18 protein-coding genes are annotated in these 16243 nt (G+C 65.9%); 8 read left to right on the plus strand and 10 right to left on the minus strand.

The window, feature by feature from the left end:
- Positions 1-17 precede the first annotated feature (17 nt).
- From trpD to gph, 4 genes are all read right to left on the minus strand, one after another.
- Entirely contained in the window at positions 18-1037 is a 1020-nt protein-coding gene (gene trpD / locus IOC61_RS08270; RefSeq protein WP_195688854.1) for an anthranilate phosphoribosyltransferase, read from the minus strand.
- Positions 1038-1053: 16 nt separating this feature from the next.
- Positions 1054-1662, minus strand: coding sequence for an anthranilate synthase component II (locus IOC61_RS08275; RefSeq protein WP_195688371.1), 609 nt, complete (start codon positions 1660-1662; stop codon positions 1054-1056).
- A gap of 19 nt (positions 1663-1681) precedes the next feature.
- The gene (gene trpE / locus IOC61_RS08280) at positions 1682-3178 is read right to left on the minus strand and encodes an anthranilate synthase component I (RefSeq protein WP_195688855.1); all 1497 of its coding nucleotides are present in this window, start codon (positions 3176-3178) and stop codon (positions 1682-1684) included.
- Positions 3179-3433: 255 nt separating this feature from the next.
- Positions 3434-4234, minus strand: coding sequence for a phosphoglycolate phosphatase (gene gph / locus IOC61_RS08285; RefSeq protein WP_195688372.1), 801 nt, complete (start codon positions 4232-4234; stop codon positions 3434-3436).
- A 104-nt stretch (positions 4235-4338) separates the two neighbouring features.
- Here gph and IOC61_RS08290 point away from each other — a divergent pair, with 104 nt between their 5' ends.
- On the plus strand, positions 4339-5637 hold the full coding sequence (locus IOC61_RS08290) for an NAD(P)/FAD-dependent oxidoreductase (protein WP_195688373.1): 1299 nt from the start codon (positions 4339-4341) through the stop codon (positions 5635-5637).
- Here IOC61_RS08290 and IOC61_RS08295 read toward each other — a convergent pair.
- A complete protein-coding gene (locus IOC61_RS08295) occupies positions 5629-5967 on the minus strand; it encodes a GIY-YIG nuclease family protein (RefSeq protein ID WP_324254706.1) in 339 nt (112 codons plus the stop codon). The two genes, IOC61_RS08290 and IOC61_RS08295, sit on opposite strands and share 9 nt — an antisense overlap.
- A 1-nt stretch (position 5968) precedes the next feature.
- Positions 5969-6670, minus strand: a complete 702-nt coding sequence (rpe, locus tag IOC61_RS08300) for a ribulose-phosphate 3-epimerase (RefSeq protein ID WP_195688374.1) — start codon at positions 6668-6670, stop codon at positions 5969-5971.
- 184 nt (positions 6671-6854) lie between these two features.
- Between rpe and cysP the strand changes: the two genes are divergently transcribed.
- The 6 genes from cysP to msrQ all read left to right on the plus strand — a co-directional run bounded on the left by cysP (position 6855) and on the right by msrQ (position 12552).
- Positions 6855-7865: a thiosulfate ABC transporter substrate-binding protein CysP gene (gene cysP / locus IOC61_RS08305; protein ID WP_195688375.1), complete on the plus strand. Its 1011-nt coding sequence runs from the start codon at positions 6855-6857 to the stop codon at positions 7863-7865.
- Positions 7866-7882: 17 nt separating this feature from the next.
- Complete coding sequence (cysT, locus tag IOC61_RS08310) at positions 7883-8734, plus strand: sulfate ABC transporter permease subunit CysT (RefSeq protein ID WP_195688376.1); 852 nt, start codon at positions 7883-7885, stop codon at positions 8732-8734.
- The gene (gene cysW / locus IOC61_RS08315) at positions 8734-9561 is read left to right on the plus strand and encodes a sulfate ABC transporter permease subunit CysW (protein WP_195688377.1); all 828 of its coding nucleotides are present in this window, start codon (positions 8734-8736) and stop codon (positions 9559-9561) included. Before cysT ends, cysW begins: the two co-directional genes overlap by 1 nt.
- Positions 9558-10676, plus strand: coding sequence for a sulfate/molybdate ABC transporter ATP-binding protein (locus IOC61_RS08320; RefSeq protein WP_195688378.1), 1119 nt, complete (start codon positions 9558-9560; stop codon positions 10674-10676). Before cysW ends, IOC61_RS08320 begins: the two co-directional genes overlap by 4 nt.
- A gap of 215 nt (positions 10677-10891) precedes the next feature.
- Positions 10892-11908: a protein-methionine-sulfoxide reductase catalytic subunit MsrP gene (msrP, locus tag IOC61_RS08325; RefSeq protein WP_195688379.1), complete on the plus strand. Its 1017-nt coding sequence runs from the start codon at positions 10892-10894 to the stop codon at positions 11906-11908.
- Positions 11908-12552, plus strand: a complete 645-nt coding sequence (msrQ, locus tag IOC61_RS08330; protein WP_229333001.1) for a protein-methionine-sulfoxide reductase heme-binding subunit MsrQ — start codon at positions 11908-11910, stop codon at positions 12550-12552. The genes msrP and msrQ overlap by 1 nt, the downstream gene beginning before the upstream one ends.
- 137 nt (positions 12553-12689) lie before the next feature.
- Here the strand turns inward: msrQ and IOC61_RS08335 are convergent, their stop codons facing one another.
- Positions 12690-13118, minus strand: coding sequence for a GNAT family N-acetyltransferase (locus IOC61_RS08335; RefSeq protein WP_195688380.1), 429 nt, complete (start codon positions 13116-13118; stop codon positions 12690-12692).
- A gap of 115 nt (positions 13119-13233) precedes the next feature.
- On the opposite strand from IOC61_RS08335, the gene IOC61_RS08340 reads away from it, so the two are divergent.
- Positions 13234-13824 carry a YajG family lipoprotein gene (locus tag IOC61_RS08340; RefSeq protein ID WP_195688381.1) on the plus strand — a complete coding sequence of 197 codons (591 nt, stop codon included), beginning with the start codon at positions 13234-13236 and terminating at the stop codon, positions 13822-13824.
- Between the two features lie 4 nt (positions 13825-13828).
- On the opposite strand, the gene IOC61_RS08345 is transcribed toward IOC61_RS08340, so the two are convergent.
- The 3 genes from IOC61_RS08345 to IOC61_RS08355 all read right to left on the minus strand — a co-directional run.
- Complete coding sequence (locus IOC61_RS08345; protein ID WP_195688382.1) at positions 13829-14470, minus strand: thiopurine S-methyltransferase; 642 nt, start codon at positions 14468-14470, stop codon at positions 13829-13831.
- Positions 14471-14476: 6 nt separating this feature from the next.
- A complete protein-coding gene (locus IOC61_RS08350) occupies positions 14477-15115 on the minus strand; it encodes a TIGR04211 family SH3 domain-containing protein (RefSeq protein ID WP_195688383.1) in 639 nt (212 codons plus the stop codon).
- 445 nt (positions 15116-15560) lie between these two features.
- A partial coding sequence (locus IOC61_RS08355; RefSeq protein ID WP_195688384.1) for a transposase occupies positions 15561-16243 on the minus strand: 683 nt, incomplete at its 5' end.

Below are 16243 nucleotides of genomic sequence, written 5' to 3' on the forward strand. Positions count from 1 at the left end.
TCCTGGTGGGGGTACGCTTACTGCAGGAAGACGCGGGTAAAGTTGGCCAGCTCCTTGAGCTTCTCGAGGGGCAGCTTCGAGGCCTGGGCATCCTGTGCCAGGGCCACCCCCTCCTTCAGGCTGTCGGCCACATCGGCGGCATAGAGGGCCGCACCGGCATTCAGCGACACGATATCGGCCGCCGGCCCCTCGCCTATCAGCGCCTGCTCCACCAGGCGCAGGCTGTCCTCGGCGGTCGCGACCCGCAGTGAGTCGAGGGACTGCCGCTGGATCCCGAGCTCTTCGGGGGTGATCACGTATTCGTGAATCTCCCCCTCCTTGAGCTCGGCCACCCGGGTCGGTCGGGCCAGGGAGATCTCGTCCAGGCCATCCTCGGCATGCACCACCAGCACATGGTGACTCCCCAGGCGGCGCAACACCTCGGCCATCAGCGGCACCAGCTCCGGGGCATAGACCCCCAGCACCTGATTGGGAGCGCCAGCGGGGTTGGTCAGCGGCCCCAGGATATTGAACAGGGTGCGCACCCCCATCTCGCGGCGCGGCACCACCGCATGGCGCATCGCCGGGTGGTGGTTGGGGGCGAACATGAAGCCCACGCCCACCTGCTCGATGCAGCGCGCCACCTGCTCGGCATCCAGGTCCAGGTGGATCCCCGCCACGGCGAACAGGTCGGCGCTGCCCGAGGAGGAGGAGACACCGCGGTTACCATGCTTGGCCACGTGGCCGCCGGCAGCGGCCACCACGAAACTGGAAGCGGTGGAGACGTTGAACAGGTTGGCGCCGTCGCCACCGGTGCCAACGATATCGACAACATGGTCCGCCTCGAGGTGGACCGGGCGCATCAGTTCCCGCATCACCTGGGCGGCGGCACTGATCTCCTCGGCGGTCTCGCCCTTCATCGCCATGCCCATCAGGAAGGCGGCGATCTGGGGATCACTGACCTCACCGGTCATGATCTGGCGCATGATCTGGTGGGTCTGGTCGAAGTTGAGGTCCTCGCGGCGCATCAGGGCACCGAGGGCATCTCGCATCTGCATCATGGATCTCCTCGAATCAGGCACGGCCCAGCGGCACCTGGGGGTGGCGCTTGAGAAAGTTGGCCAGCAGCTCATGGCCCTGGCGGGTCAGGATCGACTCGGGGTGGAACTGCACGCCTTCCACATCCAGCGCACGGTGACGCAGGCCCATGATCAACCCGGGGGTAACATCGTCGTCGGCGGTCCAGGCGGTGACCTCCAGGCAGTCGGGCAGTCCCTCACGCTCCACGGTCAGCGAGTGGTAGCGGGTGACGTCCAGCGGGTCGTCGAGACCGGCGAATACCCCCTGACCGGCATGACGGATGGCCGAGGTCTTGCCGTGCATCACCTCCGGGGCACGCACCACCCGGCCACCATAGACCTGGCCGATGGCCTGATGGCCCAGGCAGACGCCGAGTATCGGCAGCCTGCCGGCGAAGTGGCGGATGGCCTCCATGGAGATGCCCGCCTGGTCGGGCGTGCAGGGACCAGGGGAGATCACCAGATGGGTCGGGGCCATGGCCTCGATCTCGGCCAGGGTGATCGCATCGTTGCGGTGGGTCTCGACCTCGGCGCCCAGCTCGGCGAGATACTGCACCACGTTGAAGGTGAAGCTGTCGTAATTGTCGATCATGCAGACTTTCATGAGTCTCTCCGCCACCGGGCTATTCGAGGTTGTCCAGGCCGTGCTCGGCCATGGCCACGGCGCGAAACAGGGCGCGCCCCTTGTTGAGGGTCTCCTGCCACTCCATCTCGGGCACCGAGTCGGCGACGATGCCGGCTCCGGCCTGGACATGCAGCTGGCCATCCTTGATCACCGCGGTGCGGATGGCGATGGCGGTGTCCAGGTTGCCGTGCCAGGAGAGATAGCCGACCGCCCCCGAGTAGATGCCCCGCTTGACCGGTTCCAGCTCGTCGATGATCTCCAGGGCGCGAATCTTGGGGGCACCGGAGACGGTGCCTGCCGGAAAGGTGGCGCGCAGGGCATCCATGGCGGTCAGCCCCGGCTTGAGCCGCCCGGTGACGTTGGAGACGATATGCATCACGTGGGAGTAGCGCTCCACCACCATCTCCTCGGTGACCCTGACCGAACCGGTCTCGCTGATCCGGCCGACGTCGTTGCGCCCCAGATCGATCAGCATCAGGTGCTCGGCGCGCTCCTTGGGGTCGGCCAGCAGCTCCTCCTCCAGGGCGCGATCCTCCTCTTCGGTGCGCCCACGCTTGCGGGTGCCGGCAATGGGTCTCACCGTCACCTCGCCCTCCTCCAGGCGGGTCAGAATCTCCGGCGAGGAGCCGGCTACCTGGTGGTCGCCCAGGTCGAGGAAGAACATGTAGGGCGACGGGTTCAGGCTGCGAAGCGCCCGATAGAGATCCAGCGGCGCGGCCCGGTAGGGGATCGACATCCGTTGGGAGGGGACGCACTGCATGACATCACCGGCCAGCACATACTCCTTGATGGTCTCCACCGCCGCCTTGAAGCCCGTCTCGGTAAAGCCGGAGCTGAAATCGCCCTCCTCCACCGCCGCACTGCCGGTACCGGGGCTGACGGTATTGAGGGTGGCGCTGCGCAGGCGAATCTCCAGCGCCTCGAGGCGCTCGACCGCGCGGACATAGGCCTCAGGTTCTGCCGGGTCGGCATGGGTCCAGAGGGCCAGGCGACCGGAGAGGTTGTCGAACACCACCAGCTCATCGCACACCATCAGCAGGATATCCGGCACCCCCAGCGGGTCGGGCTTGGCCGCGGCGGCCTCGCTGCACAGCCGCGGCTCGATATAACGGATGGTGTCGTAGCCGAAGTAGCCCACCAGACCACCATCGAAGCGAGGCTGATCATCCAGCCGCGGCACCTTGAAGCGCGCTTGGAACTGCTCGATCCATTCGAGGGGATCCTTGACCTCGGCGGCGCCATGCAACTCGCCGTCGACGATATGGCTGATGCTGTGATCTCGCACCTCGATGCGCTCGCGGCAGGGCAGCCCGATGATCGAGTAGCGTCCCCACTTCTCGCCGCCCTGCACGGACTCCAGCAGGAAGGTCCAGGGGGCATTGGCGAGTTTCATGTAGGTAGAGAGCGGCGTGTCGAGATCGGCCAGCACCTCGCGGGTGACCGGAATACGGTTGTAGCCGGCATCGGCCAGCTGCTGAAAGCGTTCGGGGGACATCATGCCCGGACTCCTCGGTAAAACGGTTGACGGTGGTAAACGCAGGGCGCCGGGGCGGGTCAGGGGCCGCGGCTCAGAACGATATGAGCGTCACCATCGCCAGCCACAGGGAGCAGGCAGGCGGGCAGCGGCGCGGGCAGCGCTGATGTGAAGGGGTGTATCCGGCAACGTGCGGGTGGTCATCGGGTGGTGTCCGCGTCTTATAGTAATAACATATTGAAAAAGCTATTTCTTATAGCAATAGCCGAATTCACGTTAAACGAGTTCCGCCAGCGATTCAACCACGCTGTCCGGGTCGCTGTCGCGCACCGGCTCACCGTGGTTGTAGCCATAGGGGACCGCCAGGGTGCGAAAGCCCGCCGCCTTGCCGGCGGCGATATCGTGGCGTGAGTCTCCCACCATCAGGCAGGCCGACGGAGACACCGCAAAATGGGCCGCAACATGCAACAGCGGTGCCGGGTGAGGCTTCTTCTCGGCCAGGCTGTCACCCCCCAGGCACAGCGAGAAATAGTCGGCCAGGCCCAGGTCATCCAGCAGGGGCGCAATAAAGGCCTCGGGCTTGTTGGTTACCAGCGCCAGGGGCAGGTCGCGGTCGCGCAGCCCGTCCAGGCACTCTCGCACCCCCGGGTAGAGCCGGGTGTGGGCACCGGGGGCGCGGGCATAGTGCGCGAGGAAGGCGGCGTGGGCGCGCTCCAGCATACTATCTGGCAAAGGGCCAGCCGGCGAGGCGCCGGGGACTGATAGTAGAGGGGGTCCTATGCCAGGGATGGCATCGGTAGCGCCCAGGGAGGGGTTCACAGCGCCCCCTCGAATATCAGTCGCCGGACCAGCCTCGCCGACTCCTTCGTTCACTTGAACAGTAAATCGCAACGCCCGCTCCATCAATACCAGCGAGCCATTGCCCACCCAGTCACGCACCCGTGCCCTGCCGACGGCGGGCAGGCCCAGCTCGGTCAGGGCGGCGTCCACGGCGATGGCCATGTCGGGCACCGAGTCGATCAGGGTACCGTCCAGGTCGAAGGCCACCAGTTCGATGCCTTCCAGAATGGGGTGCATGTGCTGACTCCAGGAGAGTGAAAGTCATATTGTGCCGCACGGGTCATGGGCAGGGAATGCCAGCCGGCCTATGCTGGTGCTTTTACGTGCCAAGGAGTGCCCTTATGAGCATACCGAGAATCGTGGTAGTGGGCGGCGGCGCCGGCGGCCTGGAGCTGGTAACTCGCCTGGGCCGGCGACTGGGACGACGCGGTCGGGCCGAGATCGTGCTGGTCGACCGTAGCCCGACCCACATCTGGAAGCCGCTGCTGCACGAGGTCGCCACCGGCGCCCTCGACTCGGGCCTCGACGAGATCGCCTATCCCAGCCATGCCCGCGCCAATGGCTATCGATTTCAACGTGGCACCCTGTGCGGTCTCGACCGACAGCGGCAGCGGCTGCAGCTGGCCGCCGTGCTTGACGATGAAGGCCAGGAGATTCTGCCGGCTCGCGAGCTGGCCTACGACCGACTGATACTGGCGCTGGGCAGCGTCAGCAATGACTTCGGCACGGCGGGAGTGGCCGAAAACTGCCACTTTATCGACTGCCCCGAGCAAGCCGAGGCCTTCCGGCGCGATATGCTCAATACCTTCCTGCGCTTCAGCGCCAGCACGCAGGACCAATCCCCGCGACTGAGGGTAGGCATCGTGGGGGGTGGCGCCACCGGAGTGGAGCTCGCCGCCCAGCTCTACGACGCCCTGCTGATGCTGTACAGCTACGGGGTCACCAGGCTGGAGCACCATCAGCTCGAGATATCTCTTATCGAGGCCGCCGATGACGTGCTGCCGGCCCTGCCCACACGCATCCGCCAGGCGGTGCGTGACGAACTCCAGGGCCTCGGCGTCAAGGTGCACACCGAAACTCGGGTGACGCAGGTCGATGCCGACGCCATCCATACCGCCGACGGCCAGTGTATCGCCACCGATCTCGCAGTCTGGGCGGCGGGCATCAAGGCGCCCGACATCCTCGCCGAGCTGGACCTGACCCTGGCCAAGGGCCAACGCCTCGTCGTTCACGACACCCTGCAGAGCGTCGACGATCCCAATATCTTCGCCCTCGGCGACTGCGCCAGTTGCCCGCAGGAGGACGGCGGCACGGTGCCGCCACGTGCCCAGGCCGCTCACCAGCAGGCCCAGCACCTCTACCGCAACCTGCGCGCCCTGATCGACGGCAAGCCGCTCAAGCCGTTCGTCTATCGCGACCGCGGCTCGCTGATCTCGCTGGCCCACTTCGAGGCGATCGGCACGCTGATGCGCGGCACCTCGGCCCGTCGCCTGTTCGTCGAGGGCCACCTGGCCAAGTTCTTCTATATCTCGCTCTACCGTCTGCACCAGCGAGCGGTTCACGGCAACCTGAAGACAGGGATCATCATGCTGGTAGATGGACTGAACCGGTTTATACGCCCGCGCCTCAAGCTACACTGAGCCATCTTCGATCCGCTGACGCAGCCAGGCTCGCTTGCGGGCGGCCGTGAGGCGCTTGATCTCGGCCTCACGGCGCAGCGCCGTGCCATGGTCACCGACTGGCTCGTGATGGCGCAGCGTCAGGGGCCCCTTGCCGCGCAGCGCCTTGGCCCCCCGCCCCACCCGATGTTCGGCCAGGCGGCGGTCGACATCGGTGGTAATGCCGGTGTAGAGGGCCCCCGCGGCCGTCTCGATCACGTAGAGATACCAGCGGGGCGCCTTGGCTTGGGAAGTCTCGGCCTGGGGTATCTCGGCCTGGCGTGCCTCGGTGCCGAGCGAGTCGGCGCTCACCTCAGCGCACGCTGGCCAGCTGTTCGCGGAAGTCGCGAATCACACCATCGTAGCGATGCGGATCGGCCTCGTTGCGAGCCTTGAACACCGCCGAGCCGGCCACGAAGGTATCGGCCCCGGCACGCGCGATCTCGGCGATATTGTCCACCTTGACCCCGCCATCCACCTCGAGGCGAATGTCACGGCCGGAGGCATCGATGCGCTGGCGTGCCTCGCGCAGCTTGTCGAGGGTGGCGGGAATGAATGACTGACCACCGAAGCCCGGGTTGACGCTCATCAGCAACACCATATCGACCTTGTCCATCACATAGTCGAGATAGGAGAGCGGCGTGGCCGGATTGAAGACCAGGCCGGCCCGGCAGCCGCCGTCACGAATCAGCTGCAGGGAGCGGTCGATATGGTCGGAGGCCTCGGGGTGGAAGGTGATGATGCTGGCGCCGGCGTCGATGAAGTCGCCGATCAGCTGATCGACCGGGCGCACCATCAGGTGAACATCGATGGGGGCGGTTACGCCGTGCTTTCTGAGCGCCTCACAGACCATCGGCCCGATGGTCAGGTTAGGCACATAATGATTGTCCATCACATCGAAGTGGACGATATCGGCGCCGGAGGTCAGCACGTCGTCCACCTCCTCGCCCAGTCGTGCGAAGTCGGCGGAGAGAATCGAGGGCGCAATCTGGAAGTCGCGGATCGGGTCAGTCATGGAGGGGGTCCCGGGTCGATGACGAGAGGCGGGATTCTATCAGACTGCCCCGCCCCGGGCAGGTGCGAGGATGCCTCGGGCGCAGAGACATATTCTAAAACAGAATAATAAACACTATTGTAATTACCTTTAACGGGTCATAACCTGCTTCCACTGCGACACACCTATGACCCGGAGCCTCATCATGACCCTCGATCTGCGTTTTTCGCGCTCACTGCTCGCCCTTGCCCTGGGCGCCGGCCTGGCAGCGCCGGCGGCGGCCGCCGACCGGGAGCTGCTGAACTCCTCCTACGATATTGCCCGGGAGCTCTTCGCGGCGATCAACCCCGAGTTCATCGCCCACTGGCAGGAGAGCGAGGGCGAGGAGATCGCCATCCAGCAGTCCCATGGCGGCTCCTCCGCCCAGGCTCGCGCCATCCTTCAGGGATTGCGAGCCGACGTGGTGACCTACAACCAGGTCACCGATGTCCAGGTACTGGCCGACGACGGTCTGGTAGCCGAGGACTGGCAGCAGCAGCTGCCCAACAACGCCTCGCCCTACTACTCCACCACCGCCTTCCTGGTGCGCAAGGGCAACCCCAAGGGCATCGAGAGCTGGGACGACCTGAACGATGAAGGGGTGGAGATCGTCTTTCCCAATCCCAAGACCTCGGGTAACGGCCGTTATACCTACCTGGCCGCCTGGGGCTTCGCGGATCACCAGTTCGACGGAGACGAGGCCAGGATCCAGGACTTCATGGATGACTTCCTGGACAACGTGGTGGTGTTCGACACCGGCGGTCGCGGCGCCACCACCAGCTTTATCGAGCGTGGCATCGGCGATGTGCTGATCAGCTTCGAGTCCGAGGTCAACAACATTCGTGGCGAATACGGCAGCGATGACTACGAGGTGATCGTGCCGCCGGTCAGCATTCTGGCGGAGTTCCCGGTCGCGGTGGTCGAGCCCAATACCGAGCGCAATGGCACCGAAGAGCTGGCCCGCGCCTATGTGGAGTACCTCTACAGCGAGGAGGCGCAGCGCCAGCTGGCCGGCTTCAACTACCGTGTGCATGACGAGTCGGTAGCCAAGGAATTTGCCGATCAGTTCCCGGAAACTGAGCTGCTGCGTGTCGAAGAGGTCTTCGGCGGCTGGGATGAGGCCATGGAGACACACTTCAGCAGCGGCGGCCAGCTCGACCAGCTGCAGCGCCGCTGAGCCTGGAGGAACGATCGATGAGCTCCCTGGCCCTCCGCCTGCCCCGGCGCCGCGTACTGCCCGGCTTCGGTCTGTCGCTGGGCATCAGCCTGACATTCGTCTCGCTGGTGCTGCTGCTGCCGATGACCGGCCTGGTGGGCCAGCTCAAGGGGCTCAGCCTCGCCGAATACTGGGCGATCATCAGCGATGCCCGGGTGGTGGCCAGCTACACGGTCACCATCGGCGCCGCCGCGGTGGCGGCACTGGCCAATGCCGTGTTCGGACTGCTGCTGGCCTGGGTGCTGGTGCGCTACGACTTTCCGGGCAAGCGTCTGCTCGATGCCCTGATGGACCTGCCCTTCGCGCTGCCCACGGCGGTGGCGGGCATCACCCTGGCCACCCTCTACGCCGGCAACGGCTGGGTCGGCGGTCTGATCGAGCCGCTGGGCCTCAAGGTGGCCTACACCTGGGTCGGGATCGCCCTGGCCATGGCCTTTACCAGCATCCCCTTCGTGGTGCGCACGGTACAGCCGGTGCTGGAGGACCTGCCCCACGAGGTGGATGAAGCCGCCATGAGCCTGGGCGCCTCGGACGCCACCGGCTTTCGCCGCGTGATCCTGCCCTACCTGTGGCCGGCGCTGGTCACCGGCACCGGACTCGCCTTCGTGCGCTCGCTGGGCGAATTCGGCGCGATCATCTTTATCGCGGGCAATGCCCCGTTCGAGACCGAGATCACCGCGCTGATGATCTTCGTCAAGCTTCAGGAGTACGACTATGCCGGCGCCTCGGCGATCGCCTCGGTGGTACTGGCCGTCTCCCTCGCCCTGCTGCTGGCGATCAACATCTGGCAGGGGCACTTCATCAAGCGGCTCCATGGAGGACGTGGCTGATGCAACGTATCGGTGATGCCCCCGCGGCGCGCCGCGCCCTGATCACCGCCGCCGTGCTTCTGGCGGCGCTGTTCCTGCTGCTGCCGCTGGCGGCCATCTTCGCCCAGGCCTTCTCCCAGGGTGTCGGGGTGTTCTGGCACAATATCAGCGACCGCTACACCCTGGCGGCGATCGGCCTGACCCTGTTTATCGCCGTCCTGACCATCCCCATCTGCCTGGTGTTCGGGGTGGCCCTGGCCTGGCTGGTGACCCGCTTCGACTTCCCCGGTCGGCGCCTGCTGCAGACGCTGATCGATATTCCCTTTGCGGTATCGCCGGTGGTGGCCGGGCTCATCTACCTGCTGCTCTACGGCCGTAACGGCTGGATCGGTGGCTGGTTCGACGCCCACGATATCCAGCTGATGTTCGCCTGGCCGGGCATCCTGATGGTGACGGTATTCGTCACCAGTCCCTTCGTGGCCCGGGAGCTGATCCCGCTGATGCAGGCCCAGGGCTCCCGCGAGGAGGAGGCCGCCGTGACCCTGGGGGCACCGGGCTGGACCATCTTCCGCCGTGTCACCCTGCCCAATATCCGCTGGGCACTGCTCTACGGCGTGGTGCTGACCAACGCCCGGGCAGTGGGTGAGTTCGGTGCCGTCTCGGTGGTCTCCGGGGCCATCCGTGGCCAGACCATGACCCTGCCCCTGCATCTGGAGCAGCTCTATCAGGACTACAACGCCGTGGGCGCCTTCGCCAGCGCCGCCCTGCTGGCCCTGATCGCCCTGTTCACCCTGGCCGCCAAGGCCGGCCTGGAATGGCGTACCGCGCGCCAGGAGGTTACCCAATGAGCATCCGATTGACCGATATCGCCAAGCACTATGGTCACAAAGGGAAGGGTAGCCCCGGCCAGGCCGGGGGACGCGCCCTGGAGCCGGTGAATCTGGAGGTCGCCAAAGGCGAGCTGGTCGGCCTGCTCGGCCCCTCGGGCTCGGGCAAGACCACCCTGCTGCGCATCATCGCCGGCCTCGAGTCGCCGGACCGCGACCCGGCCGGGCGCATCCTGTTCGGTGACCGCGACGTCACCGACGTGCATGTGCGCGACCGCCGCATCGGCTTCGTCTTCCAGCATTACGCGCTGTTCCGCCATATGACGGTGTTCGACAACGTCGCCTTCGGCCTGACCGTGCTGCCGCGGCGAGAGAGGCCCTCCAGCGGCGAGATCCGCGCCCGGGTCCATCGTCTGCTGGAGATGGTGCAGCTCGAACACTTCGCCGGGCGCTATCCGGCCCAGCTCTCCGGCGGCCAGCAGCAGCGGGTCTCCCTGGCCCGGGCCCTGGCCCTGCGCCCCGATGTCCTGCTGCTGGATGAGCCCTTCGGCGCCCTGGATGCCAAGGTCCGCCAGGAGCTGCGCCGCTGGCTCCGCCAGCTGCACGATGAACTCGGCTTCACCAGCCTGTTCGTGACCCACGATCAGGAAGAGGCGCTGGAGCTCTCCGACCGAGTGGCGGTGATGAGCCATGGCCGCATCGAACAGATCGACACCCCGGACGCCCTCTACCGCTCACCGGCCAACCGCTTCGTGTTCGAGTTTCTGGGCGACGTCAATCATCTGGAGGGCGAGGTGCGTGGCGGCACCCTGACCTGCGGCGAGGCGACGCTTGTGGTGGACCTTCCCGACGGCCACCAGGAACTGCTGCTGCGGCCCCATGAGGTGCGCCTGGCAGAGGCGCCCACGCCGGAGGCCCAGCTGCCCGTCACCGTCACCGCCATCTCCCCGGTGGGGGCCGAGGTGCGCATCGAGGTCGCCGCGGACTGGCTGGTCGAGCCCTGGCTGGCCACCGTACGCCACGCCGACTACGAGCGCCTGGCGCTCACCCGTGGCCAGCGACTGTATGCCGTTCCACGCCACTGGCACCGTTTCAGTGCCGAAGGCACCCGACAGCGCCAGGCCATCACGGCCTGATGACGCCCTCTGTCCGCCGGGCGCCCACGGCGGACAGCCCCCTCCTCCCATGGAGGTCGCCGACCGTTCTCGCATGAACTTTTCACGCCGCCGCCTCTCTGATGTCAGGAGTCCGCGCGATGCGGCGTAACGGACAGTCCCCGACGCCCAGCCCGACGCCCATCGATGCAAGTGGCTCTCGTCCTCTCCCCAGTCCCCCCGAGCCGAGGCCCACGATGCTGATCAAGATCGCCAAACCGCACGACCTGAGCGAGTCCGATGTGACGCCCGAGTCCGTCTATCTCTCCCGTCGCCGCTTCATGGGCGGCATGGCGGGGCTGGGGGCCGGACTTGCGCTTGGCGGCCCGGCCCATGCCGAGGCCGACTATGCGGATGTACCCGACGGTGACGGGCCGGCGTGGCTGAAGGAGAAGATCGACGCCACACGCTGGCAAGCGGTCACCCCTCGCGATCCCGAGAAGGACAAGCTGGCCCCCTTCGACGATGCCAGCGGCTACAACAACTTCTACGAGTTTGGCTCCGGCAAGTCAGACCCCGCGCGCCGTGCCGGCAGCCTGGAGACCCAGCCGTGGAGCGTGGTGGTCGACGGCGAGGTCAACAACGGTGGCCGCTTCGCCCTGGAGGATCTCGCCAGCCCCTCGCGTTTCGAGGAGCGGATCTACCGCCTGCGTTGCGTGGAGGCATGGTCGATGGTAATTCCCTGGCTGGGCATCCCCCTCGCCGAGGTGATCAGGCGCGCGGAACCCACCAGCAGGGCCAGGTACGTGCGCTTCGAAACCCTGGTCGACCCGGAGCAGATGCCGGGGCAGCGTTCCGCGTTCTCGCTGATCGACTGGCCCTATGTCGAGGGACTGCGCCTAGACGAAGCCATGCACCCCCTCACTCTGCTCGCCCTCGGCATGTATGGCCGCGAGCTGCCCAACCAGAACGGCGCCCCCCTGCGACTGGTGGTGCCCTGGAAGTACGGCTTCAAGAGCATCAAGTCGATCGTGCGCATCTCGCTGGTGGAGGAGCAGCCGCTCAACTCCTGGCAACAGATTGCACCGGATGAGTACGGCTTCTACGCCAACGTCAATCCCCGGGTCGACCATCCCCGCTGGAGCCAGGCCACCGAGCGCCGGCTGCCCAACAGCCTGTTCAGCCCCAACACCATCGATACCCTGATGTTCAACGGCTACGCCGACGAGGTCGCCGACCTGTACGCGGGACTGGATCTACGGACGCACTATTAATGGCCAACCTGAACCGCCTGATGACCCTCCCGAACCGCTGGCAGCTATGGCGCCTGGGCGTATTCCTGGCGGCCCTGGCCCCACTAGTGATCTGGGGCTGGCAGGTGGCCAGCAACGCCGCCGGCCCCGAGCCGGGTCGCTACCTGTTGCTGAATATCGGCCTCGGCGCGCTGTGGATGCTGCTGCTCACCCTGAGCCTGACGCCGCTCTCCCGGCTCACTCGCTGGAAAGGCTTCGCGCTGATCCGCCGTCAGCTGGGGCTGTGGACGCTGGCCTACGCCAGCCTGCACATGCTCAGCTACGCCCTCTTCATCCTGGGGCTCGACTGGGGCATGCTGGGCAGCGAGCTGGTGAAGCGCCCCTATATCATCGTCGGCATGCTGGCCCTGAGCGGTCTTGTCGCGCTGGGCGTGACCTCAAACCGCTGGTCGATGCGTCGACTGGGCAAGCGCTGGAAATCATTGCACCGCCTGGTCTACGGCATTCTCGGTCTGGCCCTGCTGCACTTCTTCTGGGTCGTGCGCGCCGACCTCGGCGAGTGGCTGCTGTATGCCGCGATCTCGGCACTGATCATGGCGACCCGTCTACCGCCGGTCGCCCGAACACTGCCCAGGCTGCGCTACCGGTTCGGCCGTGCGTCCTAGGCCGCCTCCTATTACTCCTCCTTCTATTGGCCCTTCTTCTATTGCCCCCTGACGCTTCCGGATAGGCCGCGCCGAACGGATATCGGCCATGCCGAACGGTCAGTGGTCCCGCCCGGCAGATCGCAGATACCCAGGGCCTACCGATCCCAGACCATCAGGGTCTCGTTCTCCCCGGTCAGTGGCTCGAGGCGCTCCTCCACCGCATGAAACCCCAGGCGGTGGTAGAAGGAGACGGCACGCACATTACGCGAATAGACACTCAGGGTGAGGCGCTTATGACCGGCCATGGCATGGGCCATCAGCCGTGAGCCATGGCCATAGCGCTGCACCCTGGGATCGATGAACAGCGCCTGCAGATGGTCGCCGTCGAGGGCGGTGAAGCCGATCACCCTGCCCTCCACCTCGAGCACCGTGACCTCCTCGGCCTGAGGCAGCCGCTCCTGCACCATCAGCTCGGCGCGGGATATCCAGAAGGTCTCGGGGATAAAGTCGTGGGCGCGCATCGAGGCACGCAGCCAGATATCGGCAAGCAGAGGGATATCCTCGGCGGTGGCGGGGCGAATCATCACACGGCTCCTGCTGGGCGTACCGACAGTGTAATCGAGGAGGCAAGGACGTACCCTGTGTGATCTCGAGGGCGCTATACTGCGCTTCGACATTCACCCTGGACGGGAGCTCCCCATGCTACGTCGACGCTTTCTTCGCCTCTCCCTGGCCCTGGTCACGGCTGGCTGGCTGGCCGGCTGCGCCGCCCCCCAGACCCTGCAGCTCGACCCCAAGCGCAGCGCCGCGGTACCGGTCGCCGGCAATGGGCAGGCCGTCACGGTGATCGCCGCGGATGGACGTGACGGCGAGGTGATCGGCACCCGTACCGGCAGCGCCATGTCCACGGCCACGATCACCGTCCATGCCCACGAGCTGATGCCGAAACTGCAGCGCGAGGCCGAGCGAGCCGTGCGGGAAATGGGCTTTACACCCACCACCCAGCGTGCCGAAGGCCGCCCCCACCTGACCCTGACACTCGATCACCTGGGCTACGAGCGCGGCAAGAGTCGGCCCGTGATCGGCGAGTCACGCCTGGAGGCCGTGTTTGTGGCCGAGGCGACCAATGGCGGCACCACCTACACCGGCACCTACACCTCACGACGCACCCAGAGCTACGCCGTTCGGCCGGACCAGCAGAGCAATACCCGAATGGTCAACGACCTGCTCGTCGACGGCCTGAACCGCGCCTTTCGTGACCCGGAACTGGCCCGCCTGCTGGCCCGCTGAGGGGTCACTCGACGGGACCTCGACGCACCATGGCCCAGACATGCTCCCGGAAGCCGCTGCCCGGCTCCGGGGCGCCTCTCTCCAGCAGCGTGATCCGGAAGTTGGGCTCGAACAGCTCCCGCACCTCCTCTTCCGGCACATGAAAGGGCGGCCCGGCCTGCTCCTCACCGGCCGCACGTTCAAGGCCGATAAGCAGCCCGATGGCCCCCGGAGGTATCAGCTGCGCCAGATGGAAGGCGTAGCGCTGGCGGGTGGCGGGTGGCAGGGCGATCAGCGCGGCACGGTCATAGAAGGCACCGATCTCGGCCGCCTGCTCGATATGGAAGTGAAAGAAGTCACCGCACCAGAGCTCGACGTTGGCCTGGCGGCTTATCTCGAACCCCGCCTGGTGGTAGCGGGAAACGGGCTCGCACCCCTCGGCGAGAAACTGCTCGACCGCCTGGGGCGCCAGCTCGATACCCAGCACCGGGTGGTCGCGATGGCCCAGCCAGCGCATGTCGTGGCTCTTGCCGCATAGCGGCACCAGCACCTTGACACCGGGGCTCACCCCCAGCAGCGGCCAGTGGTGGCACAGGACGGGGTGCGGTGCGTCGCGATGGAAACCGATGCGCCCTTCACGCCAGCGGGTCAGCCATTCATTCACCATGACGGCTCAGAACCAGCGATCGCGCTTGCGACGGCGGCGCGGCAGATGGGGAACGATCAGGCCAACCAGCAGGCCGGCACCGGCCACGCCGCCGCCATACATGAAGTAGCGCATCAGCAGGTCCTCCTCCTGGGTGTTGAGGCGAGCCTCCAGTTCACGCGCGGTCTGGCGGGAGTGCTCGGCTTCGCCATCCAGCTGGTGGTTGCGTGACTCCAGCTCGGCAACTCGCGCCTCGCGAACCTCGAGGGTCTCACGCAACGCGGCGGTGCGCTGCTCCCACGCCTCATCGATGCCGTCGAGTTCGGCCTCGAGCTCGGCCACCCGCTGCTCAAGCTCGGGCAGGCGCACCTGAGCACTGGGGACCTCCTGGATCTCGCGGCTGAGCACCCAGACGGCGTCGCCGCCAGGACCTCGAACGCGGGTATAGTCGCCGCTGGTCTCCAGCCGCTCGACAGGCTCGCCGGCGGTAAGGGTGCCGACGATGCGATAGCCGTCGGTGGGACCGCTGCGTACATAGGTGGTCAGGGAGTCGGAGACCCAGACGGTGTCGCTCTGCTCCTGAGCCGCCAGCGGCAGCGCCAGCAGGCCGAGCAGGGTGCCCAGACATACGCCCAGACCGGTTCGTGTGCTGTGGTGTTTCGTCATGCCATGATCCTGACTGTAGAGTCCTTGCCTGAAGCGTCCTGGCTGAAAGGTGTTTCCTGGAAACATCCTGAAGGTGGCGCCCTGGCGGGGAAGCGCTGCGGCGCCCAAGGCCCTGGAGGCGATAACTGACGCCACACCCACACACAGGTGACTGCCCACCAGCTGTCCGCAATGGTTATGCACAGCTTCTGTGGACAACCCCCGGGACAACCGTGGGAAAGTCGTCCGCTGCCCCCGCCACACCTTGGCTCGACGACTGCTGGTCAGTGCATGACCAGTGTCATCCGACTCATCGAACACTCTTCAGGGCCCAGGCCCGGCGCTATCCAGCCAGCCGGGGCTCGCTAGGTTAGCACACTCGTGCCACCTGGCAGGGCTACCGACCCAAGGGGCGCTGGGGACAAGCTGAAGAGGAGATACCGTCTCTCCCGACCAGCCGCAACCCTCACTGAGTTGGTTGTGGCTGATATTCGGTCTGTGACTTCAGGATGCCGAAAGCGATATGTACTAATTTTCGCATGGCAGCCCCCAAGGCTGTCATTGTCGGCTTACCCGCACTGCGTAATCTCGCGTACTGCGCTTCAATATCTGGGTTGTGCCGTAGTGCCACCACAGCTCCCATGTAGAGCTGCTGCCGCAGTTTGGCACTGCCCATTTTTGTCAGGCGTGGCTTCTTTTCGATCGAGTGGCCTGACGTATGATGCATGGGTACTAGGCCCATGAAGGCTGCTGCCTGTCGAGCACTCTTGAACGCTCTGCTGCGCAGGGCAGCCACCAGCCGAGTGGACAGCAATGGACCGATCCCCGGGATGCTGGCCAATAATCGACGATCACGCTTCAGATGGTCGTGTTGGTCGAAGTGTTCCTCTATCGCCTGCTGGAGGCGCCTCTCCTCCTGCTCCAAGGCCGCCAGGACATGGCGAATCGACGTTATCGCCTGACTATCCCGGCTGAACTGAGCTTTCTCAAGCCGGTTCCTCTCGCGCTGAATGTCCTGTTGGACGGCATCTCGCCTCGCCACCAGGCGCTTCAGCTCGCGGACCTCCTCGACCTCTGGCTCCCAACGCTGCTGAGGCTGGGTGGCACCAAACAAAGCCAAAGCTTGGCTGTCTGCCTTGTCTGTTTTGT

Origin of the sequence: Halomonas sp. KAO (assembly GCF_015595025.1) — a bacterium.
GTDB lineage: Bacteria > Pseudomonadota > Gammaproteobacteria > Pseudomonadales > Halomonadaceae > Halomonas.